At 47.9% G+C, this 18,989-nt stretch carries 21 protein-coding genes; 10 read left to right on the top strand and 11 right to left on the bottom strand.

All coding sequences use genetic code 11. The features are described 5' to 3' along the window. Positions 1-33 precede the first annotated feature (33 nt). On the bottom strand, positions 34-1,197 hold the full coding sequence (locus tag ACSTTG_RS11080) for a threonine/serine exporter family protein (protein WP_438474858.1): 1,164 nt from the start codon (positions 1,195-1,197) through the stop codon (positions 34-36). 401 nt (positions 1,198-1,598) lie between these two features. On the opposite strand from ACSTTG_RS11080, the gene ACSTTG_RS11075 reads away from it, so the two are divergent. Continuing rightward, positions 1,599-2,636, top strand: a complete 1,038-nt coding sequence (locus ACSTTG_RS11075) for a lactonase family protein (RefSeq protein WP_438474857.1) — start codon at positions 1,599-1,601, stop codon at positions 2,634-2,636. Positions 2,637-2,852: 216 nt separating this feature from the next. Here the strand turns inward: ACSTTG_RS11075 and ACSTTG_RS11070 are convergent, their stop codons facing one another. Beyond that, entirely contained in the window at positions 2,853-3,266 is a 414-nt protein-coding gene (locus ACSTTG_RS11070) for a nuclear transport factor 2 family protein (RefSeq protein WP_438474856.1), read from the bottom strand. A gap of 222 nt (positions 3,267-3,488) precedes the next feature. On the opposite strand from ACSTTG_RS11070, the gene ACSTTG_RS11065 reads away from it, so the two are divergent. After that, positions 3,489-4,055 (top strand): TetR/AcrR family transcriptional regulator, encoded by a 567-nt coding sequence (locus ACSTTG_RS11065; protein WP_438474855.1) that lies wholly within the window; start codon positions 3,489-3,491, stop codon positions 4,053-4,055. 187 nt (positions 4,056-4,242) lie between these two features. Here the strand turns inward: ACSTTG_RS11065 and ACSTTG_RS11060 are convergent, their stop codons facing one another. Next, positions 4,243-4,773, bottom strand: coding sequence for a cytochrome b (locus tag ACSTTG_RS11060; RefSeq protein WP_438474854.1), 531 nt, complete (start codon positions 4,771-4,773; stop codon positions 4,243-4,245). 126 nt (positions 4,774-4,899) lie between these two features. Between ACSTTG_RS11060 and ACSTTG_RS11055 the strand changes: the two genes are divergently transcribed. Both ACSTTG_RS11055 and ACSTTG_RS11050 read left to right on the top strand, forming a co-directional pair. Continuing rightward, a complete protein-coding gene (locus tag ACSTTG_RS11055; protein ID WP_438474852.1) occupies positions 4,900-6,291 on the top strand; it encodes a glycoside hydrolase family 1 protein in 1,392 nt (463 codons plus the stop codon). Positions 6,292-6,322: 31 nt separating this feature from the next. Continuing rightward, positions 6,323-6,784, top strand: coding sequence for an NUDIX hydrolase (locus tag ACSTTG_RS11050; RefSeq protein ID WP_438474850.1), 462 nt, complete (start codon positions 6,323-6,325; stop codon positions 6,782-6,784). A 41-nt stretch (positions 6,785-6,825) separates the two neighbouring features. Here the strand turns inward: ACSTTG_RS11050 and ACSTTG_RS11045 are convergent, their stop codons facing one another. From ACSTTG_RS11045 to ACSTTG_RS11015, 7 genes are all read right to left on the bottom strand, one after another. Further along, positions 6,826-7,299: a peptide-methionine (S)-S-oxide reductase gene (locus ACSTTG_RS11045; protein WP_438474849.1), complete on the bottom strand. Its 474-nt coding sequence runs from the start codon at positions 7,297-7,299 to the stop codon at positions 6,826-6,828. Between the two features lie 3 nt (positions 7,300-7,302). Further along, complete coding sequence (locus tag ACSTTG_RS11040) at positions 7,303-8,058, bottom strand: BPL-N domain-containing protein (RefSeq protein ID WP_438457068.1); 756 nt, start codon at positions 8,056-8,058, stop codon at positions 7,303-7,305. 24 nt (positions 8,059-8,082) lie between these two features. Next, the gene (locus ACSTTG_RS11035; RefSeq protein WP_438474847.1) at positions 8,083-8,631 is read right to left on the bottom strand and encodes a biotin transporter BioY; all 549 of its coding nucleotides are present in this window, start codon (positions 8,629-8,631) and stop codon (positions 8,083-8,085) included. After that, complete coding sequence (locus ACSTTG_RS11030; RefSeq protein ID WP_438474846.1) at positions 8,632-9,246, bottom strand: energy-coupling factor transporter transmembrane component T family protein; 615 nt, start codon at positions 9,244-9,246, stop codon at positions 8,632-8,634. It lies immediately after the preceding gene. Further along, complete coding sequence (locus ACSTTG_RS11025; RefSeq protein ID WP_438474844.1) at positions 9,221-9,982, bottom strand: energy-coupling factor ABC transporter ATP-binding protein; 762 nt, start codon at positions 9,980-9,982, stop codon at positions 9,221-9,223. The genes ACSTTG_RS11030 and ACSTTG_RS11025 overlap by 26 nt, the downstream gene beginning before the upstream one ends. 332 nt (positions 9,983-10,314) lie before the next feature. Then, on the bottom strand, positions 10,315-11,529 hold the full coding sequence (locus ACSTTG_RS11020) for an MFS transporter (protein ID WP_438474843.1): 1,215 nt from the start codon (positions 11,527-11,529) through the stop codon (positions 10,315-10,317). A 9-nt stretch (positions 11,530-11,538) separates the two neighbouring features. Beyond that, on the bottom strand, positions 11,539-11,739 hold the full coding sequence (locus tag ACSTTG_RS11015) for a hypothetical protein (protein WP_438457073.1): 201 nt from the start codon (positions 11,737-11,739) through the stop codon (positions 11,539-11,541). A 325-nt stretch (positions 11,740-12,064) separates the two neighbouring features. Between ACSTTG_RS11015 and ACSTTG_RS11010 the strand changes: the two genes are divergently transcribed. Then, positions 12,065-12,256, top strand: coding sequence for a hypothetical protein (locus ACSTTG_RS11010; protein ID WP_438457074.1), 192 nt, complete (start codon positions 12,065-12,067; stop codon positions 12,254-12,256). A gap of 143 nt (positions 12,257-12,399) precedes the next feature. Here the strand turns inward: ACSTTG_RS11010 and ACSTTG_RS11005 are convergent, their stop codons facing one another. Then, entirely contained in the window at positions 12,400-12,615 is a 216-nt protein-coding gene (locus ACSTTG_RS11005) for a cysteine-rich CWC family protein (RefSeq protein ID WP_438457075.1), read from the bottom strand. Between the two features lie 166 nt (positions 12,616-12,781). Between ACSTTG_RS11005 and ACSTTG_RS11000 the strand changes: the two genes are divergently transcribed. The 5 genes from ACSTTG_RS11000 (at position 12,782) to ACSTTG_RS10980 (ending at position 18,957) form a co-directional block, all read left to right on the top strand. Then, a complete protein-coding gene (locus ACSTTG_RS11000; RefSeq protein WP_438474841.1) occupies positions 12,782-13,528 on the top strand; it encodes a phosphatase PAP2 family protein in 747 nt (248 codons plus the stop codon). Between the two features lie 271 nt (positions 13,529-13,799). After that, positions 13,800-15,485 (top strand): cation efflux transmembrane domain-containing protein, encoded by a 1,686-nt coding sequence (locus ACSTTG_RS10995; protein WP_438474839.1) that lies wholly within the window; start codon positions 13,800-13,802, stop codon positions 15,483-15,485. Positions 15,486-15,496: 11 nt separating this feature from the next. After that, complete coding sequence (gene hflC / locus ACSTTG_RS10990; protein ID WP_438474838.1) at positions 15,497-16,381, top strand: protease modulator HflC; 885 nt, start codon at positions 15,497-15,499, stop codon at positions 16,379-16,381. Continuing rightward, positions 16,381-17,295 carry a protease modulator HflK gene (hflK, locus tag ACSTTG_RS10985; RefSeq protein ID WP_438474837.1) on the top strand — a complete coding sequence of 305 codons (915 nt, stop codon included), beginning with the start codon at positions 16,381-16,383 and terminating at the stop codon, positions 17,293-17,295. The genes hflC and hflK overlap by 1 nt, the downstream gene beginning before the upstream one ends. A 165-nt stretch (positions 17,296-17,460) precedes the next feature. Further along, a complete protein-coding gene (locus tag ACSTTG_RS10980) occupies positions 17,461-18,957 on the top strand; it encodes an alkaline phosphatase (protein ID WP_438474835.1) in 1,497 nt (498 codons plus the stop codon). The last annotated feature ends 32 nt before the right edge of the window (positions 18,958-18,989 follow it).

The raw sequence follows: 18,989 nt of genomic DNA, 5'->3' as shown, positions 1-18,989 counted from the left end.
CGACGCGCCATGTCACCGCTCTAGACGCTTAGCCTAGTGTTCTATCTTGGGTGCGTAGATCGAGTAAGCTGTGATTTGCCCGGCAACAATTGCCGAGAACATAAACACGGCGGATAAACCGATATCAGGGATGGGCAATACCGACTGCTCAAACACCGATTGGCTGGCACTGACTAAAACGCGACTACCTGGGACTAGGATGATGATGCCTTGGACAATGTAGATAGAGCCGGTGAGCTCGAGGCGTTTCGCTACCCAAGTCCCGTAAAGGGTGATTAGCACTGTGGTCACCCAGGTCCCAACTATCCAGCCGCTGTCAAAGCCAAGGTAGAAGGGGCCCCACATGCCAAGTACCGCAACGGGCAAACCAAGCAAAATATCTCTTGGTCTGGCGTTAAAGATCACGCCAATCGAGGTCGAAATCAACAACAAGCCAAAGTAATGCATCCAGGTGGGGATCTGATTGGTGTATGAGATCGAGTCCACCTGACCCCACCAAGCCTCACCAATATTGAGACCAATCACCACGCCAACAAACAGCTTGATCAGAGTCAGCGCACTTTGACCCAAGAGCGCAGTACCTGAAACCAAGTCATTAAAGGCCAGACACTCGAGCGAGTTGGCGATCGATAAGCCCGGCACGAAGAGGATCACCGAGGCAATACACAGTGCCCAAACCGGCACGCTGGCTCCCATACCGACAATAAAGGCGACAAAAATACCCGTTAGCAGCGCAGCAATAAACTCAACCGCAATAGCGCGATGCCCCTTGCAGACTTGCTGCACCATCCACACCATCAGACCCAATAGACCCGCATAACCCACCGCTTCCAGCGTGCTGCCAACCAGCATCAGGTACGCAGGAGGAATACCGATGTTAGCCATCGCAACCACCCACGGTGAATATGAGTGCGTCTCTGCTGCCGGCTCTTTCGATGGGCGATTAATTCGATCAATAGTGTTGGCAAGCAGCCCAAGATTGATTGATGCAGGCTTGAGGCGCTTAAGCACCACCGTATTGTGCTTATCGGGAAACTGATAGTTAATTGCCGTCGGAGTTGCCTGCACCAAGACATCCACACCATGCTTATTAGCATAGTATTGCGAGTATTTTTCCACCTTATAAGCAGGACACCCACAACGATGCAGGGTATTACCAATCTCTACGATTTTATTGATCTTGTATTGCGAGGGCATAGCGGTCTATCAGTCATTACCAAAACGCGCGTAAGGTACCAAAGACCAGCGCAATATACTAGGGGGGCGGGGTTCGGGTTACACTTCGTTCCGAGTATCGAGTAGTCCGTCATATGTGTTTAGTTTATAACGCTTCTGTGAGCTGTGGCTTTAAGCGTACGTGTTTATCTAATGACCAAGTGATATTTTGCTCCGAGATTATAGATATTTCATAGGTCTGCACCTTGTTCCCCGAACATAACGCCACATAACGAACTCCTCGCTCCTCGTAGGGCAAAGCCCGTCCCCGCGCCTCGCCCCTTTGTTTTTGCGCGGTGCCACATTTTAAGAGATTGAAATTGCGACTTATATCCCCGATAGGTGAGACTAATCGAATAATTTTAACCTTTCGGTAATACGCAATGTCAGATGCACAGTTTTTGGTGGGGTGTTATACCCCAGAATCGGCGCCCGCTGGTGTGGCGCGTCTCACGCTCAACAATGAGAGTGGTGAGCTGAGCTTTGAGAGTTGGGAGCATCTCACCACCAGTCCTTCCTATCTGTATAGCAACGAGAAAGGTATTTATACCTTTAATGAGATCAGCCAAGCCAAAGGTTCTCGATTAGAGTTTGTCGATAAGCAAGGCAAGGTGCATACGCTGCCAAGTGGGGGGAATTACCCGTGCCATATCGATATCGACAGCCAAGGGCAACTATTGGCACTGGCTCACTATGGCTCGGGCACGGTCACTGTGTTCAGCTTGAATGAGACCGGCGCGATGCAGGAGCAAATTGACTGTCTGAGCAATCCTGGTTCGGGTCCTAATCTCGCCAGGCAAGAGGCGGCACATGCGCATATGGTGAAGTTCTTGCGCGAAGATGATCAACTTGCTTATGTCGATCTCGGCACCGATAGCATCCATTTTTATCAGCTCGATAGGGCTAGTTTGAGTCTTGAGCTATCTCAAACTGTCAGATTGTCTTCAGGCAGTGGGCCAAGGCATATGGTGTTTAACCGTGATGAAACGCTGGCTTATGTCGTGTGTGAGTTGACGGAGACCTTGGTGGTGCTCGCAAAGGTGAACCAACAATGGCAAGTGCTTTCTGAGCAGCGTTTACTGCCGGATCACGCGGTGACAGAGACAGCGGCGGCAATCAAGCTGTCTGCAGATGAGCGCTATATTTATGTCTCGTGTCGTGAGCAAAATATCTTGGCCTGCTTCACGGTCACCGAGCAAGGCTTATCATCGATACAACAAGTGAAACTTAAAGGGCAGTTTCCACGTGATTTTACCATCAGCCAAGATGGCCTGTGGGTTGTTGTTGCTAACCAGCATTCGAGTAGTCTCGAGGTATGGGCGAGAGATAAGGATAGCGGGTTTTTAAGTGAAACGCCGAACCAATTGGACTTCCATCAACCCGTATGTGTGGTGGAGATGTCTAGACACGAAAGGCTGTGAGCACAAGTCACTCCACACACAACTAACCGTCAGTAATCAACTGAGTTAATGCACTGGCTAAAGGCAAGGTGATAACCTTGCCTTAGACTAAACCACATCCCTTGCTTATCTGTCGCCTGATCCAACTGAAGCTCTATTGAAACGGTTCCTCAGCAAGCAGTTTTTACTGATTATTTAGCAATAAGGTTGTGCTTATCTCGATAGTGCGAGGGAGTATCAATCAGACAACTTGGTAAAACTAGTGCCAGCGTAATCTATGTAATCAGTATGACTCACCACTTTTTCACCATCTAGGTGAAGGACCGAAAAGCCAGTCGAGACATACTCTACTGAGCCTTCACCCATTCCTACCATACTCGCTGGTATGACGCCTTTTAGCTGAATTTGTAAAACAACTTGATCATTGGAAGCAAATTTTTGCGAGTAAGTAACTTGCGTGGGGCCTTGCACGTTTGACTCGAAGAAATTTAGGAAGTTGTCTAAGGTCTCTATCTTGTTGGGAACACCATATCCATCGGGCGCCGTTGAGTCCTTAAAAATCAAATCTGGAGAAGCAACTTCTCTTACGGCGTCGTAGTTGCCGCTAAACAGGGAGTCGTAGTAGTTAGTCGCTATGTTGATCTGTTTCATTTGTCTTACCTCTATCTTTCGAGACGCGTTAAGTTTTTTCCCTTATTTATTGTCCATTTGATCAATACCCTATAAGTACATTCTGTGTTGATAAGAACTTGATCATTATTTTATCGGTCATGTGACCGATAAGTATTGTCGGTCAAGTGACCGATAAAGTCAACATGACGGATTTTTTCCCGTATACTGTTGCCTTAACTCGATGAAAATAATGAGGTAGATGTGAGCATAAGGGCGAAGCGAATAGATCAAATTATTGAAAAAACTCTAGAAGTGTTGAAAACAGAGGGTGATTACGGAGTAACGATGCGCAAGGTTGCTTCTCGCTGTGGCATAACTTTAAGCTCTCTACAGTACTACTACAAAACCAAGGATGATCTTCTAAAAGCGGTGGCAGATAAGTATTTTCAACAATGCATCGCCATGCTTGAGGGAATGCCTGAAATCACCACACAAGACGAGTTAGGGGCAGTGCTGGACAGCTTTCTCTCATACGCATTTGAAGACTCAGATTTGACCAGGATTTTTAGAGAATATTGGGCAATCTCGTCGAGAAATGAGATGATTAATAAGTACTTAGCAAGATACTATGTTTCCTTTTCAGAGATAATGACAGAAAAATTGAGACCGCTAGCGGATAATGATGAGGCGCTTGCCCAAGCGGTTTCGATTCTGATTCCCTATGTTGAAGGTTACTCAATAGTCGCGTTATCGTTGCCTAATGGGATAGATTCGACAAGTGAACGGTTAAAGGTCATTATTTGGCGATGTTTGAGACAAGAGCTATAGGCTCAGCCTTTACTCATTTTATCTTTTTTCAATATGTTGGGTTAAACACTCACCGGAATTTACGCACACGCAGGGCTCTGAATTATCTGCAATTAGCGACGTAACCTCGAAATACCAATCTTAGGTATGTTGGTCAATTTAAACTGCCAGAGTCAACGGCCTCACTCTGGCATAATTCACTGTTAACTTAGCGGCCCAACATGCGTGTGAGGGTGCCGTCTTTATCAATCAGTTGATGCTTAAGCGCGCCAGCGACATGCAGGGCAAAGATGACTAGCAAAGCATTGACGGCAAAAGTATGAACCGTATTGGCGCTTTGCTGTAGGAGAGGCATCTTTTCTCCAGCGGCAATAAGCTCGAGACCAAATAGCTCAATCGCACGTCCGCCACCGATACTCATCAGGATGCCCGATAGCGGCATCGCAATGGTCGCGAGCATTAAGATCCCATGCACGGCTTTACCCAGTTTTTCTTGCCATGCTGGCAGTGAAGAAGCAGGTTGAATCGCGCCCTCTTTAAGACGCCAGATGATACGCGCCGCCGCAACAAGTAAAATAAGTAAGCCAACCGATTTGTGAATTGCGTACAGCTCAAATTTATCCGGGCTACGTGGCAGGTCGACCATATACAGACCTAGACCAAAGACGCCAATAAACGCCAGTGCCACAAGCCAATGCAGGACCACGGTGGGTTTAGACAGTGAGCCAGTGTTAAGCATAGAAATTCTCCATATTTATCAGTATTTTTTATTTCTACTATTATGTGATCACTTAGATGTTGAAACTATGATCGCTGGTGTAAATTAGCGTAAATTTTATTCAGTAAAGCGAGTTAGGAGCGAGGTATGGATCGATTCCCAGAGTCATTTTTGTGGGGCGGGGCAATTGCCGCCAACCAAGTTGAAGGCGCCTACGACCTCGATGGAAAAGGTCTATCAACGGCTGATATGTTACCTAACGGCATTCTAAGCCCCCATCAAGCTCGTGCGCAGCGCACACCAGGGATCAAAGACCTAGCGATAGATTTTTATCACCGTTATCCAGAAGACATCGCACTTTTCAAGGAGATGGGGTTTACTTGCCTGCGCTTATCTATCGCATGGACACGCATCTTCGCTAATGGCGATGAGCAACAACCGAATGAAGCGGGGCTGGCTTACTATGACAAGATCTTCGATGAATTAGCCAAGCATGACATCGTACCTTTTGTGACCCTGTCACACTATGAGATGCCTTATGCTCTAGTGGAGAATTATGGCGGTTGGGCAAGCCGAGATACGATTGGCTTTTTTGAGCGCTACGCTCGCAGTGTGCTTGAGCGCTACAAGGATAAGGTTAAGTTGTGGCTGACGTTTAACGAGATCAATATGTCGACCCATGCACCGTTTACGGGTGTTGGGCTAGGGGAAGACGCCGATCAACAAGCCATCTATCAAGCCATCCACCATCAGCTCTTGGCCAGTGCCCAAGCCGTGAACCTAGTGCATGAGATCATACCCGATGCCAAGGTGGGTAATATGCTGCTCGGCGCATTGGTTTACCCCTATACCTGCAACCCTGACGATGTGATTGCGGCGATGCACAAGAATAACCAATGGCTGTTTTTTGGCGATGTTCAGACGCGCGGTCGCTATCCCGGTTATATGTGGCGCTATTTCCGCGAGCACGACATTATCCTCGATACGGAACCGGGCGATCTTGACCTGCTTGCCTCGGCCAGCGTGGATTTTATCTCGTTTAGTTATTACGCTTCTGGCTGCGCTAGTGCTGATCCACAGCAAACGGAAGTTGGCAATATCATCGACAGTGTCCCTAATCCGTATCTAACCAAGAGCCAGTGGGGCTGGTTGATCGATCCCAAGGGGCTAAGGGTCTTGCTCAATTTTCTGTACGATCGCTACCAAAAGCCTCTGTTTATTGTCGAAAATGGCCTGGGTGCACGCGATGAAGTTGATAAAAATGGCCAAATCATCGATGACTACCGGATTGCTTATCTTAATGATCACCTAGTTCAGGTGCATGAGGCGATTTTGGATGGGGTCGAGGTGATGGGCTTTACCAGCTGGGGACCCATCGATTTGGTCGCCAACTCAACGGCAGAAATGAGCAAGCGCTATGGCTACATTCATGTTGATCGTGATGATGCGGGACAGGGCAGCTTGGTGCGTACGCGTAAAAAGAGCTTCTATTGGTATCAAGAGGTAATCAAAACCCGAGGAGCAAGCCTGAAAGATTAGGCGTTTAATTAATAGGCAAAGGAGTGCAAAAATGATCCCACTAAGTACACACTATGTGTCTGGGGTAGTGCTATCAGAGATTGATGGCGAGATGAAAATGCTACTGCTCAAGCGGGTGAAAGGCGACTACTGGTGCCACGTCGCAGGCAGGATTGAAGGCGATGAAACGGGTTGGCAGGCCATTGTTCGAGAGTGTCGAGAGGAAACCACGATTGAGGTTGGGACACTGTATAACGGGCAGTTTATGGATCAGTTCTATGAGCCACATGTCAATGTGATAGAACTTATCCCGGTGTTTGTTATCTACTGTCCGCCCAATCAAGCGGTGACGCTCAATCATGAACATACCGATTATCGTTGGTGCGGCTTAGCGGAGGCGATTGAACTCGCGCCATTTGTGGGCCAGCACAAGGTTTACCAGCACGTTTGGCGTTACTTCGTTGACGCTAAGCCTCATCCACTTTGGCAGGTCAACATAGTCAGTGAGGACTAATGCATACCCAACTGACCTCGAGGTGCTGTTGGGTTTACACCTTATGATTTGTACTTATGCAACAGGTCTAGTGGGATATGGCAGTAGTCATCAGGGCGTAGGGTGAGCCGGTCTTGATGCTCGTCATCGCTTTTGACGTAGTTGGATAGCAGGCAGACCTCGACCGCAATCTTATCGGTGTCGTCTCGCTGCTGGATGTAGTCACTGGCTTGCTGAAGATGGGCAGGGTCTTTACTGTAGACGCCGGTTCGATACTTTTCGCCCACATCTTCGCCTTGCTTGTTAATGCTGTATGGGTCGATGATCTCAAAAAAGTACGCCATTAACTGCTCAACAGACACCTTGGCTGGGTCAAACTTGGTGCGCACACACTCAGCGTAGCCATCGTAGGGGCTAGCGGTGGAGTCGGTGCTGCCGTTGGCGCGTCCAGCTTCGGTCTCGCTCACGCCGGGAAGGTGGCGCATATATTCCTGAACGCCCCACAGGCAGCCGCCAGCGAAGTATATTTCTTCCATCTTCTATCTCTCTAGGGTTTTCAGTAAGTGATCGAGCAGGCTCAGGTCAGGCAGTCGCTGTTTGTCCACTTGGCTGTAGGCTTGGTAATCATTCCCGACGACATCAAAGTCTAGTAACTCCAATGCCTCACGGTCATATTCAGGGTGTGAAGAGCATAATAGCCAGCGTCCGTGGCCATACTCACCGTACACGATAGCCGCTGGTTTATCTGGCAGCTCAGCAAAACGCGCCAGTACCTGATAATCAGACTTTTCATCGGAATCGTCTGATGGAGCGAAATAACAACCGCCGATATACAGTGACGCCGTATGAGTCAGCTCTGTAGAGCTCATTTGCAACTCAACCACACGCGGTTTAGTCTGGTTGTAGTTATCTCCGCGGCCAAACGCTTCCACTGGACCTTTGGCAATACCGTTGAAAAAGCCCAACTCGTTTTGAGTCACGATCTCAAATGGTTCACCTTTTGCCCAATGGGTGGTGTCACAGGCCATATAGGCACCAGCGCAGATCCCCATGTAGCGACCACCACGTTGAACATATTCTTTGATCAACTGATTGCCGCGCCCATCGAGCTTGGCAGACTTATAGCGACTCGCCCCACCAGGCATCACCAATAGATCGACATCGGCATCTAAGGCACCAGCGAGTATCTCGTTGGCATTGACGAAATAGATGCCTTGTTTGCCCCGCAGTTTACTCAGTGAATAGTACAGCACGTGGTTGTTCGAGACATTGTCCGAGTAGATGAGAATATTCACAAACTGCCTTCGCTTTAGCGCTTATTAGGCCGCACGTGATAGCACACTGGCTGGGCGCGCTTTGGCAATGGCAGAAGTCAGGCTGCCTGCAATCACAGCTTTAACCAGATCGCCCGGGATAAACACCCACATCAGCATCGCAGACTCAAGCAGTGTCTTTTCTAGCACGATTGCCATACCAATGATGCCGAAGAGGTACATCACGATAATACCGCCAATTACAGAGGCGACGGTTGCCACAAGCGCAAGCGATCCACGGCGCCATTTTTCAACGATTAAGCCGGTAACGAAGGCAGACACAGGCCAGCCAATCAAAAAGCCACCCGTAGCAGAGACAAACATGCCTAAGCCGCCATGACCGCCAGAGAGCAGCGGTAGGCCGAGGGCAACCAGCAGCAAGAATAGCAGTACTGCCAGTGCGCCGCGCCGGGCGCCTAGCATGGTGCCGCACAGCATAATGCCTAGACCCTGGGCGGTGATTGGCACGCCAAAGCCAAGCGTGATACGCGGCATCAAGCCCAGCGCCGCAATCAGGGCAGCAAACAGGGCGATATAAACAACATTTTTTTCCATCTATTCTTCTTCCATGTTAGTTAGACCACCACGCGCGCGTAGCGCTTCTGCAACGTGGTCGGCATCATCAAGAGCCAGTACAGTAAAAGGCAGGATTATCCGCCAACTTGAGCGGCGATGAGAGCGAGCGCGCCAAGCCTGAGATAAATTCCGTCCTTTAGAGATCAGTGTCGGTGTCATACGGATCACCAGAGCCATCGCCAACTCCAAAGCGCGGGTGTTGAGACCCAATCGGCGCAGGGGACGAACCAGCGTACGCACTACTTCTATCATGTCAGAGAGACGAGTAGTCATGGTAACGAGGTTGGCTAGTGCTACAGCAGAGAGTAATCGCATTGCGATCATTGTGCCTTGGGTCAAATCAGCCGTCCACCAATGCCAAACTAGTAAGACCACCACAAACGGCCAGAGGATTTTGAGTTGCTTGATACCGTTGAGGAAAAACGCCTTACCAGGTAGAGCATATAGGGTGAGCACGAGCAGCAAAAATCCAGCATGAACGGCGAGGTGCTGAACAAAGAACAACCCTAGCGTGGTGATACTCAGTGCCGCAAGTTTAAGCCCTGCACTCCATTGATGAGCCCTGGTTTCAACTGGCGAGCTGAGAGATATCATCACCGTCTCCGATTCTGTGCATTTCTTCTAAATAGGCAGGCAGTACATCTTCTGTCGGGCCAAAGGCCGCCACTTGGCCACTCTCGAGCCATAACAGTTGATCATAACCGTCAAGATCATTGGGATCGTGGCTGATATGCACTAGTGTTCCTGGGAAGGTATTAAGGTAGCGCTGCAGCTGCTTTTTAGTTGGGATATCCAGTCCAGCGAACGGCTCATCTAGGATGATCAGCCTTGGCTGCATCGCCATCACCGCCATCAAGCACACCAGGTGTTTCTGTCCGCCAGAAAGAGCAGAGGTGTGTACGTCTTGCCAGTGGGTTTTACCGAAAGCGGCCAGCGTTTCAAGGGCGCTCTGCTGCGCCTGCTTTTTGCTCTGACCGAGTTGGCGTAGGCCGAACACTATCTCTTCGATGACAGTAGGAAAGATGATTTGGTGATCAGGATTTTGGAACAACAAGCCAATGCCACGCAAAGCGGCTTTACGATCAGTAAACGGGTTAATACCACCAACCTCTAGCTCACCGGATTGGATCTCAATCAGACCAGAGAGCACCCGCGAGAGCGTCGACTTACCCGAGCCATTACGCCCAATCACGCCTAAGCGTTTAACCTTAGTCTCCAAAGAGAGGCCATGCAGAATAGATTTGCCTTCTATCTCAAGGTGAACCTGGTGAAGTTTTATCGATTCGCCGCCATCATCGGCAGCCTTGCGGTTAAGGTGAGTAGTGTTCATGTTCCCCTGACAGCCAAACATCTATAGAGTTGATATGCGGTCACATATTATCAACTTTGTGGTGGTAGGGGAATGATCTCCTTACGGGAGATAGGGGAGATAGGGGCGAGGAGCGAGGACACTGCGTTTCGGGGAGCGAGGAGTCCGTAGTCAGAACAGGTTAGTCACTCCCAAAACAAGAGTGAGCGTCCAGACAAACCAAGGACTTAGCAACAATATTTAACTTGCAAGTAGCGAATTACATACAGCGTACACTAAACTCCTCGAACCTCGAACCTCGAACCTCGAACCTCTTAGGGCGAAGCCCGTCCCCGAACCTCGCCCCCTCGCGTTTAAGCGGTTTTAGCAACCAACTCCACCGGACGATCATCAATCGGAATATGAATCAATCCAGCAATCACCGCGAGCACGACCGTTGACCACCAGATTGGCTCGTAGCTGCCGTAGTAGTCGTAGATACGACCGCCAACCCAGGCGCCTAAGAAGCTGCCGACTTGGTGGGTGAAGAACACTAGGCCGTATAGGGTCGACATGTATTTTACGCCGAAGATGTGACGGACTAGGCCTGATGTTAGTGGTACGGTGCCAAGCCAGACGAAGCCGATTGCGCCGCCGAAGATGGCTGCAGTGAACTCGCTAATTGGTAGAACTACAAAGCCTGCGATAACGACAGCGCGCAGCATGTAAAGCACACACATCACGTGACGTTTGCTGTAGCGGTCCGCCATCAGACCCCAGAAGTATGAGCCAAAGATGTTGAAGATACCGACATACGCTAGCGCCATCGCTGCGCTTGAGGCGGGTAGCTGCTTGTCAGCCAGGTAGCTTGGCAAGTGGGTAGCAATAAACATGACGTGGAAGCCACACACAAAGAAACCTGCGTGGATCAACCAGTAGCCTTTGTGATTAAACGCCTGCTTAAGCGCTTGCTTAAGTGTCATTTCTGATTGGACAGACTGAGTTTTCACCGCCGCTGCAGTAGGCTTACTAGTCTTCATAAAGGCAGCAAAAGCAATCATCAAGGCACACAGCATAGCAAAGCCTTGCATCGCGCCCTGCCAGCCCCAGTTTGTCATCATAGCCTGCGCGCCTGGGATCATGGCGAACATACCAAATGAGCCAGCGGCAGTTGTTAGACCAAAGGCTTTAGCGGCGTGCTCAGCCGGTACGACTTTCGCTACCGCACCAAGGATGATCACATAGCTGGTGGCACTCAGACCAAAGCCGACCAGCGCACCAAGAGAGATGTAAGCCATCGCAGTAGATTGGGTCACTGACATCAGTGCCAGACCCAGGGCATAGGCTATCGCACCGATAACAACGATACGCTTTGCGCCCCACTTATCGGCAGCCATACCGACAAAAGGTTGGAATGCGCCAAACAGTAGGTTCTGTAGAGCAATCGCAAGGCTGAAAAACTCGCGACCTGTGTTGAAGTGCTCTGAAATAGGCATCATAAAGATACCGAAAGACTGCCTGATCCCTAGGCTAATAATAAGTGTACCGATCCCTAGCCAAACCAAAATTGGAAAACGAAATATACTCATGTTTGACTCTTAGTGTTGATGATGGTTGTGGTGTTGATGATGGCTGTCCAATGCGCTGTGGTCTAATGTATCGTGGCTATGGCACCCCGCATCCATTGCCTGCTCAGCGAGCACCTGCAGAAGGAATGGCGAGTGATGAACCGCGGCCAAAGCCATGACCAGCAGCAGGGTCATGCGAACCAGTTGCGCCGTCAATGTCTGTGAGAACATACCATTTCAAAGTGAATTAATGATGTTGCAAATTGTAAATGGCTCAGCTGTATGAGGCAAATGATTAATTGTCGTATGGGGTATGCATAAAGCGCATAGATGCGAGAATCGAGAGGCGAGAAGCGAGATTGATTGATAGTTGTGGCGAGCTCCTCGCTCCTCGGAACGAAGTGTAACTCGACCCTCGCACCCTAAAAAGTTCCAACGAAAAAGTGCAACAAGTTGAACAATTTTATCCACTATTAAGTGACTCATAGGGCGACTAACATTAATGGTGTCCGGACAAGACATTGATTTGATTAACTGTGATGAAGGAAGCCCGACTATGAAATTTAATTCGATAACACTGACCAGCTTAATGATTGTTGCTTTGTCCGCGCCGGCTGTTTTTGCGAATACGTCAGATAATGACAGTGGCAAGCGAAGTGGCATTACTTTTCGTTTAGATTGGCAAGACCCTGCGGAGAAAACAGGCGGTGGTTATTATGACCAAGGAGAGGCGAATCGTAAGCATTAAATAGCTAGTGAACCAAATGTTTTTCGGGCGTTGGAGTCCCCAAACGCCCGAATCATGCAACAAGTATGGGGGTACGAGGACTTTATCACGCCAATGCCTCGCCTCTCGAAGTACAAAGCACGTCCCGCTTCCCGCCAGGCGGCTTAGTCTACAGATTTAGCAAACTTTTCTGCGCAGCTTTGGCAGATACACGCGATACCTTTTTGATCTTGCGGTACTTGATCGAGGAGTGCCTCGGGAAACTTTATGTTTTGGTCAAAACACCAACACTGATCGCCGCAGCCTTGTGTCTTAGGTTGACCACATCGGTTGTCCTGCTGGCAAATTGGGCATTTTGTTGCTTGGTCTTGTGGTTTCATTGTTGTCTCTCTGTAGGTCACTTGGGCAATTATCATTGGCTATGCACACAGATGACAAGTTATTTTAAACTCTGACATTTTCTCTGACACAATAGGGATGTTACTTAATCTAATAGTTGCGTATGATGCCTGCCTTTAATTTTTGCATGATCAAAAGGAAGGCGCGATGAGCGATAAAAAACACGGCTTGGTAATGATGTTACTGTTTACCCTAACATTGGCTGTGATCCCTTCTTTGACCCACAGCATTGATCTCAATGCCTCCGTTGGGCAGGTGAGCGGCATTTTGGTCACTCTGGTGACTGACTCGGCCGGGCACAGGGGCTTTTTATTTACGCTCGCGGGATTGACGTTGCTCTCGCTGAACTTAAAGATGTCACGCCGTGACTTAGTGATTCGATTTACCCAACTTGCGGTGATCTTAGTGATTGGTTTTTTGAGCAAAAGTGGCTTAAAACAGCTGACGGAAAGTCCTCGTCCTTACACAGAGCATATTGCCCAGCAGCAAGTTATTCCGAGTGCGGAACAGTTCTACCAATTGGACATTTCTGAACAAGCCCAAGTGATTGCTCACGTATCTGACCAGGTTAGCGACTGGCGTACTCGCCATTGGCAGGGTGAAAAAGACTACTCCTTTCCTTCCGGCCACACTATCTTTGCCGCCATTTGTGTGGCGTTTTTTGCTGGTCTGTTTTTTCAAAAGGGGCGAGTCTATCTAGCGTGCATGGTTGTTGTATGGGCAGCAAGCGTTGCTTACACCCGCATTTGGATCGGTATGCACCGACCAGAAGACTTGTTTGCTTCGGCGGCGTTTGTCACATTGCTGTATATCCTGATCCCCACCTTTCCACGACTGGCTAATCAAGCGCTCCGCCTCGCTCCGGCGCGTGTTCGTGTTTACCTAGGCCAATAAACCGACCAGATATCCTCAAGACGCCGATTTGATCGGCAGCTTGAGGGTGGTTGCAAATATTGTTTTGATAAGAATCAAATAATCCTCGTTTAAATATAAACAATATTGATATTGAAGCACGTAGAATATATTAATATAAATGGAGATGGTAATGGCTATCATTATCTATTTCCGTTGATGGATAGGTTAATATAAAAGTGTCATTGAATTGAAGTAATAGCTAATTAATATTTGCTCGGTTGTTTTATCGATTATTTTATCGAGTAGTTATATGTTTAGTGATAAGCGATTATTGACATCTTTGACCACCATAGCTGCAGATGTACTCTTAACGATGTTAAGGGTAGGGCTAGCTTATATAACCGGCAGCTCAGCGTTAATGGCTGATGCGTATCACTCGATAACCGACTTATCGACATCGATAATATTCTTAGTCTGTATGCTAATCAGGGTATGGCAAGATAAAACCGGCAACCCAACACGGATGAGGATAGCTAAGTATATCGAGTCTTGGACGGTGATCATCGCTTCGATCATAATCCTATTTATACCATACCGAGTTGTGAGTAATGCGCGACAATATTCATCCGATAATATTGAAAATATCTGGATAGGTATTTTTGGTGTGATTTTTATTATAGTGTGCGTGTTTGCTATTGCGAGACTAAAAACTTATGTCGGCCGTAAAACAGGTTCAATTTCACTTGAAGCCGATGGCTATCATAGTATGGTCGACCTGTTTACTTCAATCGCCGTTCTGATCTCTTTGGTCGGTCTATTAATTGGTATTGATTTAGAACAACTTGTCGCTGTGGTTATCGCTGTGCTGATCGGCGTATCGGGTGTAGAGTTGCTAATATCAGGAATCACGAGCCTATTTAATTCCACCCGCGTCGAGCCGATTTCTCTGTTTGAGCTCTTTAAAACCTGGTACAAAAATAAACGCCATACTTGGCGTTTGTTTGACACTACCGCTCATTATGGGCACTGGATTATACGTAAAAAGTACCCGTTGATATTCGCCTCGATTGCTATCTATTTAACCACCGGGTTTGTCCAAGTAGGCCTTGGGCAGCAAGCGATTATCCAGCTCTTTGAGCGTACAGTTTACATTCAGCAGCAACCAGGCCTTGCCTATGCACTGCCTTGGCCTTTTGGGCGAGTGATTCCGGTGTCATCGGGTGATATACGCAGCGTCATTATTGGCAGCACGGCCTCCGATTACACGCGCAGAAATGGTCGCAGGATGTGGCTTGAGATCCACGCTAATAGAGTTAGTCGTGACGATAGTAGCTATATCCAAACGGGTGATGACAATCTGCTGTTTTTGCAACTCGAGGTGCAGTATCGCCTGACAGAGCCCGCCATCAGTTACTTTGATTTTGACGATATCGATAGCCTAGTCAAACGCGCCTCAGAGGCCGTCCTATGGCGTCAAGTGGCAATGAGCCACTATTCTGATTTACTCGCCACCAGCTACGATCAGTTCGCCAGCCAGTTGCAACAAAAGCTCAGCGAGAGCTTGGAGCAATTAGCGCTACCTGTGCAGGTCCAAGGGATCTTTGTGCAAAACCTTCAGCCTCCTGCGGCGCTTGTTAGCATTTATCGTGATGTAGTTAATGCTCATCAAGATAGTGAAGATCAAGTCAATCAGGCCATCTCTCAGTCCTTTGCCACCCTGCCTTTGGTCAGAGCGCAAGTGACTGACCAGCTTGGGCGTGCCAAAGCAGACAGTATTGACACGCTATGGTCTGCCCAGGGCGATTCCGCTCGCTACGCGTTACTGTCCGAGCAATTTAAGGCCAACCAAGTCGCGTTCAGCTTTGAGCAATACATTAAAGCGATGACCGAGTCCTTGACCGGCAAAGAGCTGATTATTGCCGATCCGAGGTTTGATAAGCGCGACTATCGTGTGTGGAAAGAACAACATTTACAACCCGTATTATTCAAAGATTAATGAGCAGTCCTATGAAAATCTATAAGTGGATGGCAGGTGTGACTTTACTGTGCCTATATTTACTCAGCACATCGCTAATGTTTGTCAAAGAAACCGACTTTGTCATCGTTAGTCGCTTTGGTAAGCCGGTGCGTTTGATTGAAGAAGCGGGATTAGCCTTTAAGCTTCCTCTGCCGATAGAAAACACCATTCATGTCGACAAACGAGTTAGAATGCTTGATTTGGCCACGTCAGAGTACGGCACCAAAGACCGAAGAAACGTGGTCGTGGACGCGTTTTTGGTGTGGAAGGTGATTGACCCACAGCGCTTTGTCTCAAGCGTGCGTAATATGGAGACGGCTGAGCTACGCATAGAAGCAATGACCAACTCGCAAATTGGCGCGGCCATCGCGTCTGCTGAGCTCAATCGGATCTTCAGCCTCAATGCCGAAGACAACAAGATCCAAGCCTTGTTCGAGGGTGTCACTGAGCTTGTCGATGCGCAGGCTCAGCGCGAGTTTGGTGTCGCGATTGCGTCAATCAGCCCTAACCGATTCTCCTTCCCAAGCCAGAATCTTCAGGCCATCTACAAACGCATGGAATCGGAGTGGGATCGCCTGGCTAAGCAGTACCGAGCTGAGGGTGAAGAGGCGGCGTCACAAATTCGCTCGGAGACAGAGGTTGAGGTGGCGAGAATCAAAGCCGAGGCTTACAAGCAAAGTCAGAAGTTAAAGGGCGAGGCAGATGCAAAGGCGTCGAGTATTTATGCTTCCGCGTTTGAGTCAAACCCTGAGTATTACAAGTTCGTGCGCTCAATGGAGGCGTACCAACAGATATTCAATCAGCAGACTCAATTGATCTTGTCCACCGACTCGCCCTTGTTTGAGCCACTTCTTACCCCACCCGAGGCGGAATAATGTCACTGCAAACTCTCTCAACCCAGCTTGGTGAAGATGCCAAGCTGGTCGCACAGCAAACCGTTAAGCTCTGCCGGTTACTGGTGCTTGTGGTTGTTCCGTGTATTTATTTCCTCAGTGGTTTTTACACCGTAGGGGTTGATGAACGCGCGCTGGTGGTTCGATTTGGTCAGGTGCTTGATGACAATGTGCTGCCGGGGATCCACTATCGTATGCCGTGGCCTATTGATGAGGTGCACAAACTCTCAGCGACCGAGCTGAAATCCATGACTATCGACTACGATAAGATCTCTCGCTCTCGCTATCTACAGCCTGAGCTCATTACTCAAGAGGGCGATTTGATAGACGTCAAATTTGATGTCCAATATAACATAGAGCGGCCAAGTCAGTTTTTTTATTCTGTCGAAAATCCAGAGGAAATAGTAAGACAAATGGCTATTTCTGAGGCGATACATTATATCAGTAACCATCAATTTCAAATGCTACTTACCGTGGGTCGAAGTGACTTTCAAAACCAGCTGAAAAATAGTTTACAAGAGAAAGTTAGGAATTTGGGGATGGGAATTAATATTATCGGGGTTCTTATTACCCATTTAGATGCGCCCAAGAATATAAAGGCGGCTTTTGATCGTGTTCAAATAGCGCCGGCAGAAAAGAGTAAAATAATTCAGATGGCGGAAGGAGAGCAAACGACACAAGTCGTTGTGGCTCGTAGTAATGCCGCAGCACTGCTTGCTGAATCACAAGCCTATGCTGAGTATACAGTTAATAGGGCTAGAGGTGATGCAGAGCTATTTTACGAAAAAAGTAGTGTGCAACAAAATAGCCCGGAAATAATTTACATCAAAGAATATATAGCGGCTATTGAGTCTATTCTTAATTCCAGTAGGGTTAAGCTCGTCGAGGCAAGGTGAATCTGAAATAATTTATTTCAAATTGATTAATCTAAGATTTAACTAATATTTACCAATCGTGTACTTTTAATTAAAGCCAGTAAAAATTGTCTTTGATCAAATTTAATATTGATTTGATCTTTAATATTAAAGCCGTACTTAAAACATTTTGTAAAAGGCAAAGTAATGAAAGGCAATATTTTTAAATTAAGCTCAGTGGCATTAACTGTTTCGGCTCTATTAATTACTGGTTGTAATTCTAGTAATTCAAATGAGGAAGATAAGGAAGTTAAACAGGCAAAAAATATCATTCTTATGATCACTGACGGTGCGAGCGATGGTGCATGGGATATCGCATCTTACTGGCAAAATGGCACGCTAGCGAATGACTCTGTTCCTTATGTTGATATTGAAACGCGTTACGCGATGACGACGTTCCCTCTAAATACTAGTTCAAGCCCTGCGGATATGTGTACTGACGAGAACGGCCGTCCACAGGTTTCTTATGACAAGAACCAAGCATGGGACGATACGCCGGTAGAGGGCAGCCGCCGTCCGTTTGAGGGGTACGAGTACTTAAACAAGGGCTACACTGACTCGGCAGCTGCAGGTACTGCACTATCTACTGGCCAAAAAACTTACAACAATGCAATTGCTGTCGACTTCTGTGGGCGTGATTTAAAAATTATCTCTGAGTATGCGAAAGATCAGGGAATGAGCACTGGGGTTGTTTCATCAGTTCAGTTTAACCATGCAACACCAGCGTCATTTGGCGCGCATCATGTTAGCCGTAATGCTTACGCAGAGCTTGGCAGTTATATGCTGCAAGAAGGCATACTTGACTTGATTATGGGCGCAGGACACCCGGCGTTTGATGGTCAAGGCCAAGAGCGTGGTACAAATAATTACAACCACAAATACATCTCTAAAGAAGACTGGGCACTCTTGAGCGACAATGAGCTGTTTGCAAAAGGCAGTGAATTGCCTTGGGGCATGATTGACACAAAAGCCGATTTTGAACGCTTGGCCAACAACGCAGCAAGCCTTGATCTTATGCAAGCACCTCTATTGGGTTTAGTACAGAATGACTCCACCCTGCAGCAAGGCAGACACTGTCAAGAAGGTGAAGACCGTGATGTGGCTTTCTCATGCAGCATGCTAAATAACGTGCCAACGCTAGAGGTAATGACCAAAGGTGCATTGAACTATCTATCACAAAACGATAATGGCTTCTTTGTTATGATTGAAGGCGGCGCAGTTGATTGGGCAGCACACGCTAACCATACCGCGCGCATTATCGAAGAGCAGATTGATTTTGATGACTCAGTTGCAGCGGTAATGGACTGGGTTGAGCAAAACAGCTCATGGGATGAAACTATGCTAATTATCACTACTGACCACGGTAACTCTTATGTGCTTGGTGAGCAATCAGACCAAGTCGCTTATGCAAAAGTCGAGAATCCAGGTATCCATGCCATGCCAGAGGTTCAGTACTTCAGTGGTGACCACACCAATGAGTTGGTTCGTGTTTATGTGAAAGGCGTGGGTGAGGACATGTTTGAGCAACACGTTGTCGATACCGACAGCAATTATGCTGAGCATTACCAAAACACAGGCGCGTCGGGTGAGTTCTTTGATAACACCAACATCTTTGATGTAATGAAAGAATATATTGCTAAATAGCTGATAATCATAGGCTAACATAACTCCCTTAG

Origin of the sequence: Vibrio glycogenivorans, assembly GCF_051660965.1 — a bacterium.
GTDB lineage: Bacteria > Pseudomonadota > Gammaproteobacteria > Enterobacterales > Vibrionaceae > Vibrio.
The sequence above is the reverse complement of the archived record's forward strand: the minus strand, read 5'-3'. Positions and strand labels throughout refer to the sequence as shown.

Excerpts from the sequence above, each read along its gene's own strand:
- ACSTTG_RS10980 (WP_438474835.1), top strand. The coding sequence starts at position 17,461 with ATGAAAGGCAATATTTTTAAATTAAGCTCAGTGGCATTAACTGTTTCG.
- ACSTTG_RS11070 (WP_438474856.1), bottom strand. The coding sequence starts at position 3,266 with ATGAAACAGATCAACATAGCGACTAACTACTACGACTCCCTGTTTAGC.
- hflK (WP_438474837.1), top strand. The coding sequence starts at position 16,381 with ATGTCACTGCAAACTCTCTCAACCCAGCTTGGTGAAGATGCCAAGCTG.
- ACSTTG_RS11075 (WP_438474857.1), top strand. The coding sequence starts at position 1,599 with ATGTCAGATGCACAGTTTTTGGTGGGGTGTTATACCCCAGAATCGGCG.
- ACSTTG_RS11050 (WP_438474850.1), top strand. The coding sequence starts at position 6,323 with ATGATCCCACTAAGTACACACTATGTGTCTGGGGTAGTGCTATCAGAG.
- ACSTTG_RS11045 (WP_438474849.1), bottom strand. The coding sequence starts at position 7,299 with ATGGAAGAAATATACTTCGCTGGCGGCTGCCTGTGGGGCGTTCAGGAA.
- ACSTTG_RS11020 (WP_438474843.1), bottom strand. The coding sequence starts at position 11,529 with ATGAGTATATTTCGTTTTCCAATTTTGGTTTGGCTAGGGATCGGTACA.
- hflC (WP_438474838.1), top strand. The coding sequence starts at position 15,497 with ATGAAAATCTATAAGTGGATGGCAGGTGTGACTTTACTGTGCCTATAT.
- ACSTTG_RS11035 (WP_438474847.1), bottom strand. The coding sequence starts at position 8,631 with ATGGAAAAAAATGTTGTTTATATCGCCCTGTTTGCTGCCCTGATTGCG.
- ACSTTG_RS11030 (WP_438474846.1), bottom strand. The coding sequence starts at position 9,246 with ATGATATCTCTCAGCTCGCCAGTTGAAACCAGGGCTCATCAATGGAGT.
- ACSTTG_RS11055 (WP_438474852.1), top strand. The coding sequence starts at position 4,900 with ATGGATCGATTCCCAGAGTCATTTTTGTGGGGCGGGGCAATTGCCGCC.
- ACSTTG_RS11060 (WP_438474854.1), bottom strand. The coding sequence starts at position 4,773 with ATGCTTAACACTGGCTCACTGTCTAAACCCACCGTGGTCCTGCATTGG.
- ACSTTG_RS11010 (WP_438457074.1), top strand. The coding sequence starts at position 12,065 with ATGAAATTTAATTCGATAACACTGACCAGCTTAATGATTGTTGCTTTG.
- ACSTTG_RS11025 (WP_438474844.1), bottom strand. The coding sequence starts at position 9,982 with ATGAACACTACTCACCTTAACCGCAAGGCTGCCGATGATGGCGGCGAA.
- ACSTTG_RS11000 (WP_438474841.1), top strand. The coding sequence starts at position 12,782 with ATGAGCGATAAAAAACACGGCTTGGTAATGATGTTACTGTTTACCCTA.
- ACSTTG_RS11005 (WP_438457075.1), bottom strand. The coding sequence starts at position 12,615 with ATGAAACCACAAGACCAAGCAACAAAATGCCCAATTTGCCAGCAGGAC.
- ACSTTG_RS11015 (WP_438457073.1), bottom strand. The coding sequence starts at position 11,739 with ATGTTCTCACAGACATTGACGGCGCAACTGGTTCGCATGACCCTGCTG.
- ACSTTG_RS10995 (WP_438474839.1), top strand. The coding sequence starts at position 13,800 with ATGTTTAGTGATAAGCGATTATTGACATCTTTGACCACCATAGCTGCA.
- ACSTTG_RS11080 (WP_438474858.1), bottom strand. The coding sequence starts at position 1,197 with ATGCCCTCGCAATACAAGATCAATAAAATCGTAGAGATTGGTAATACC.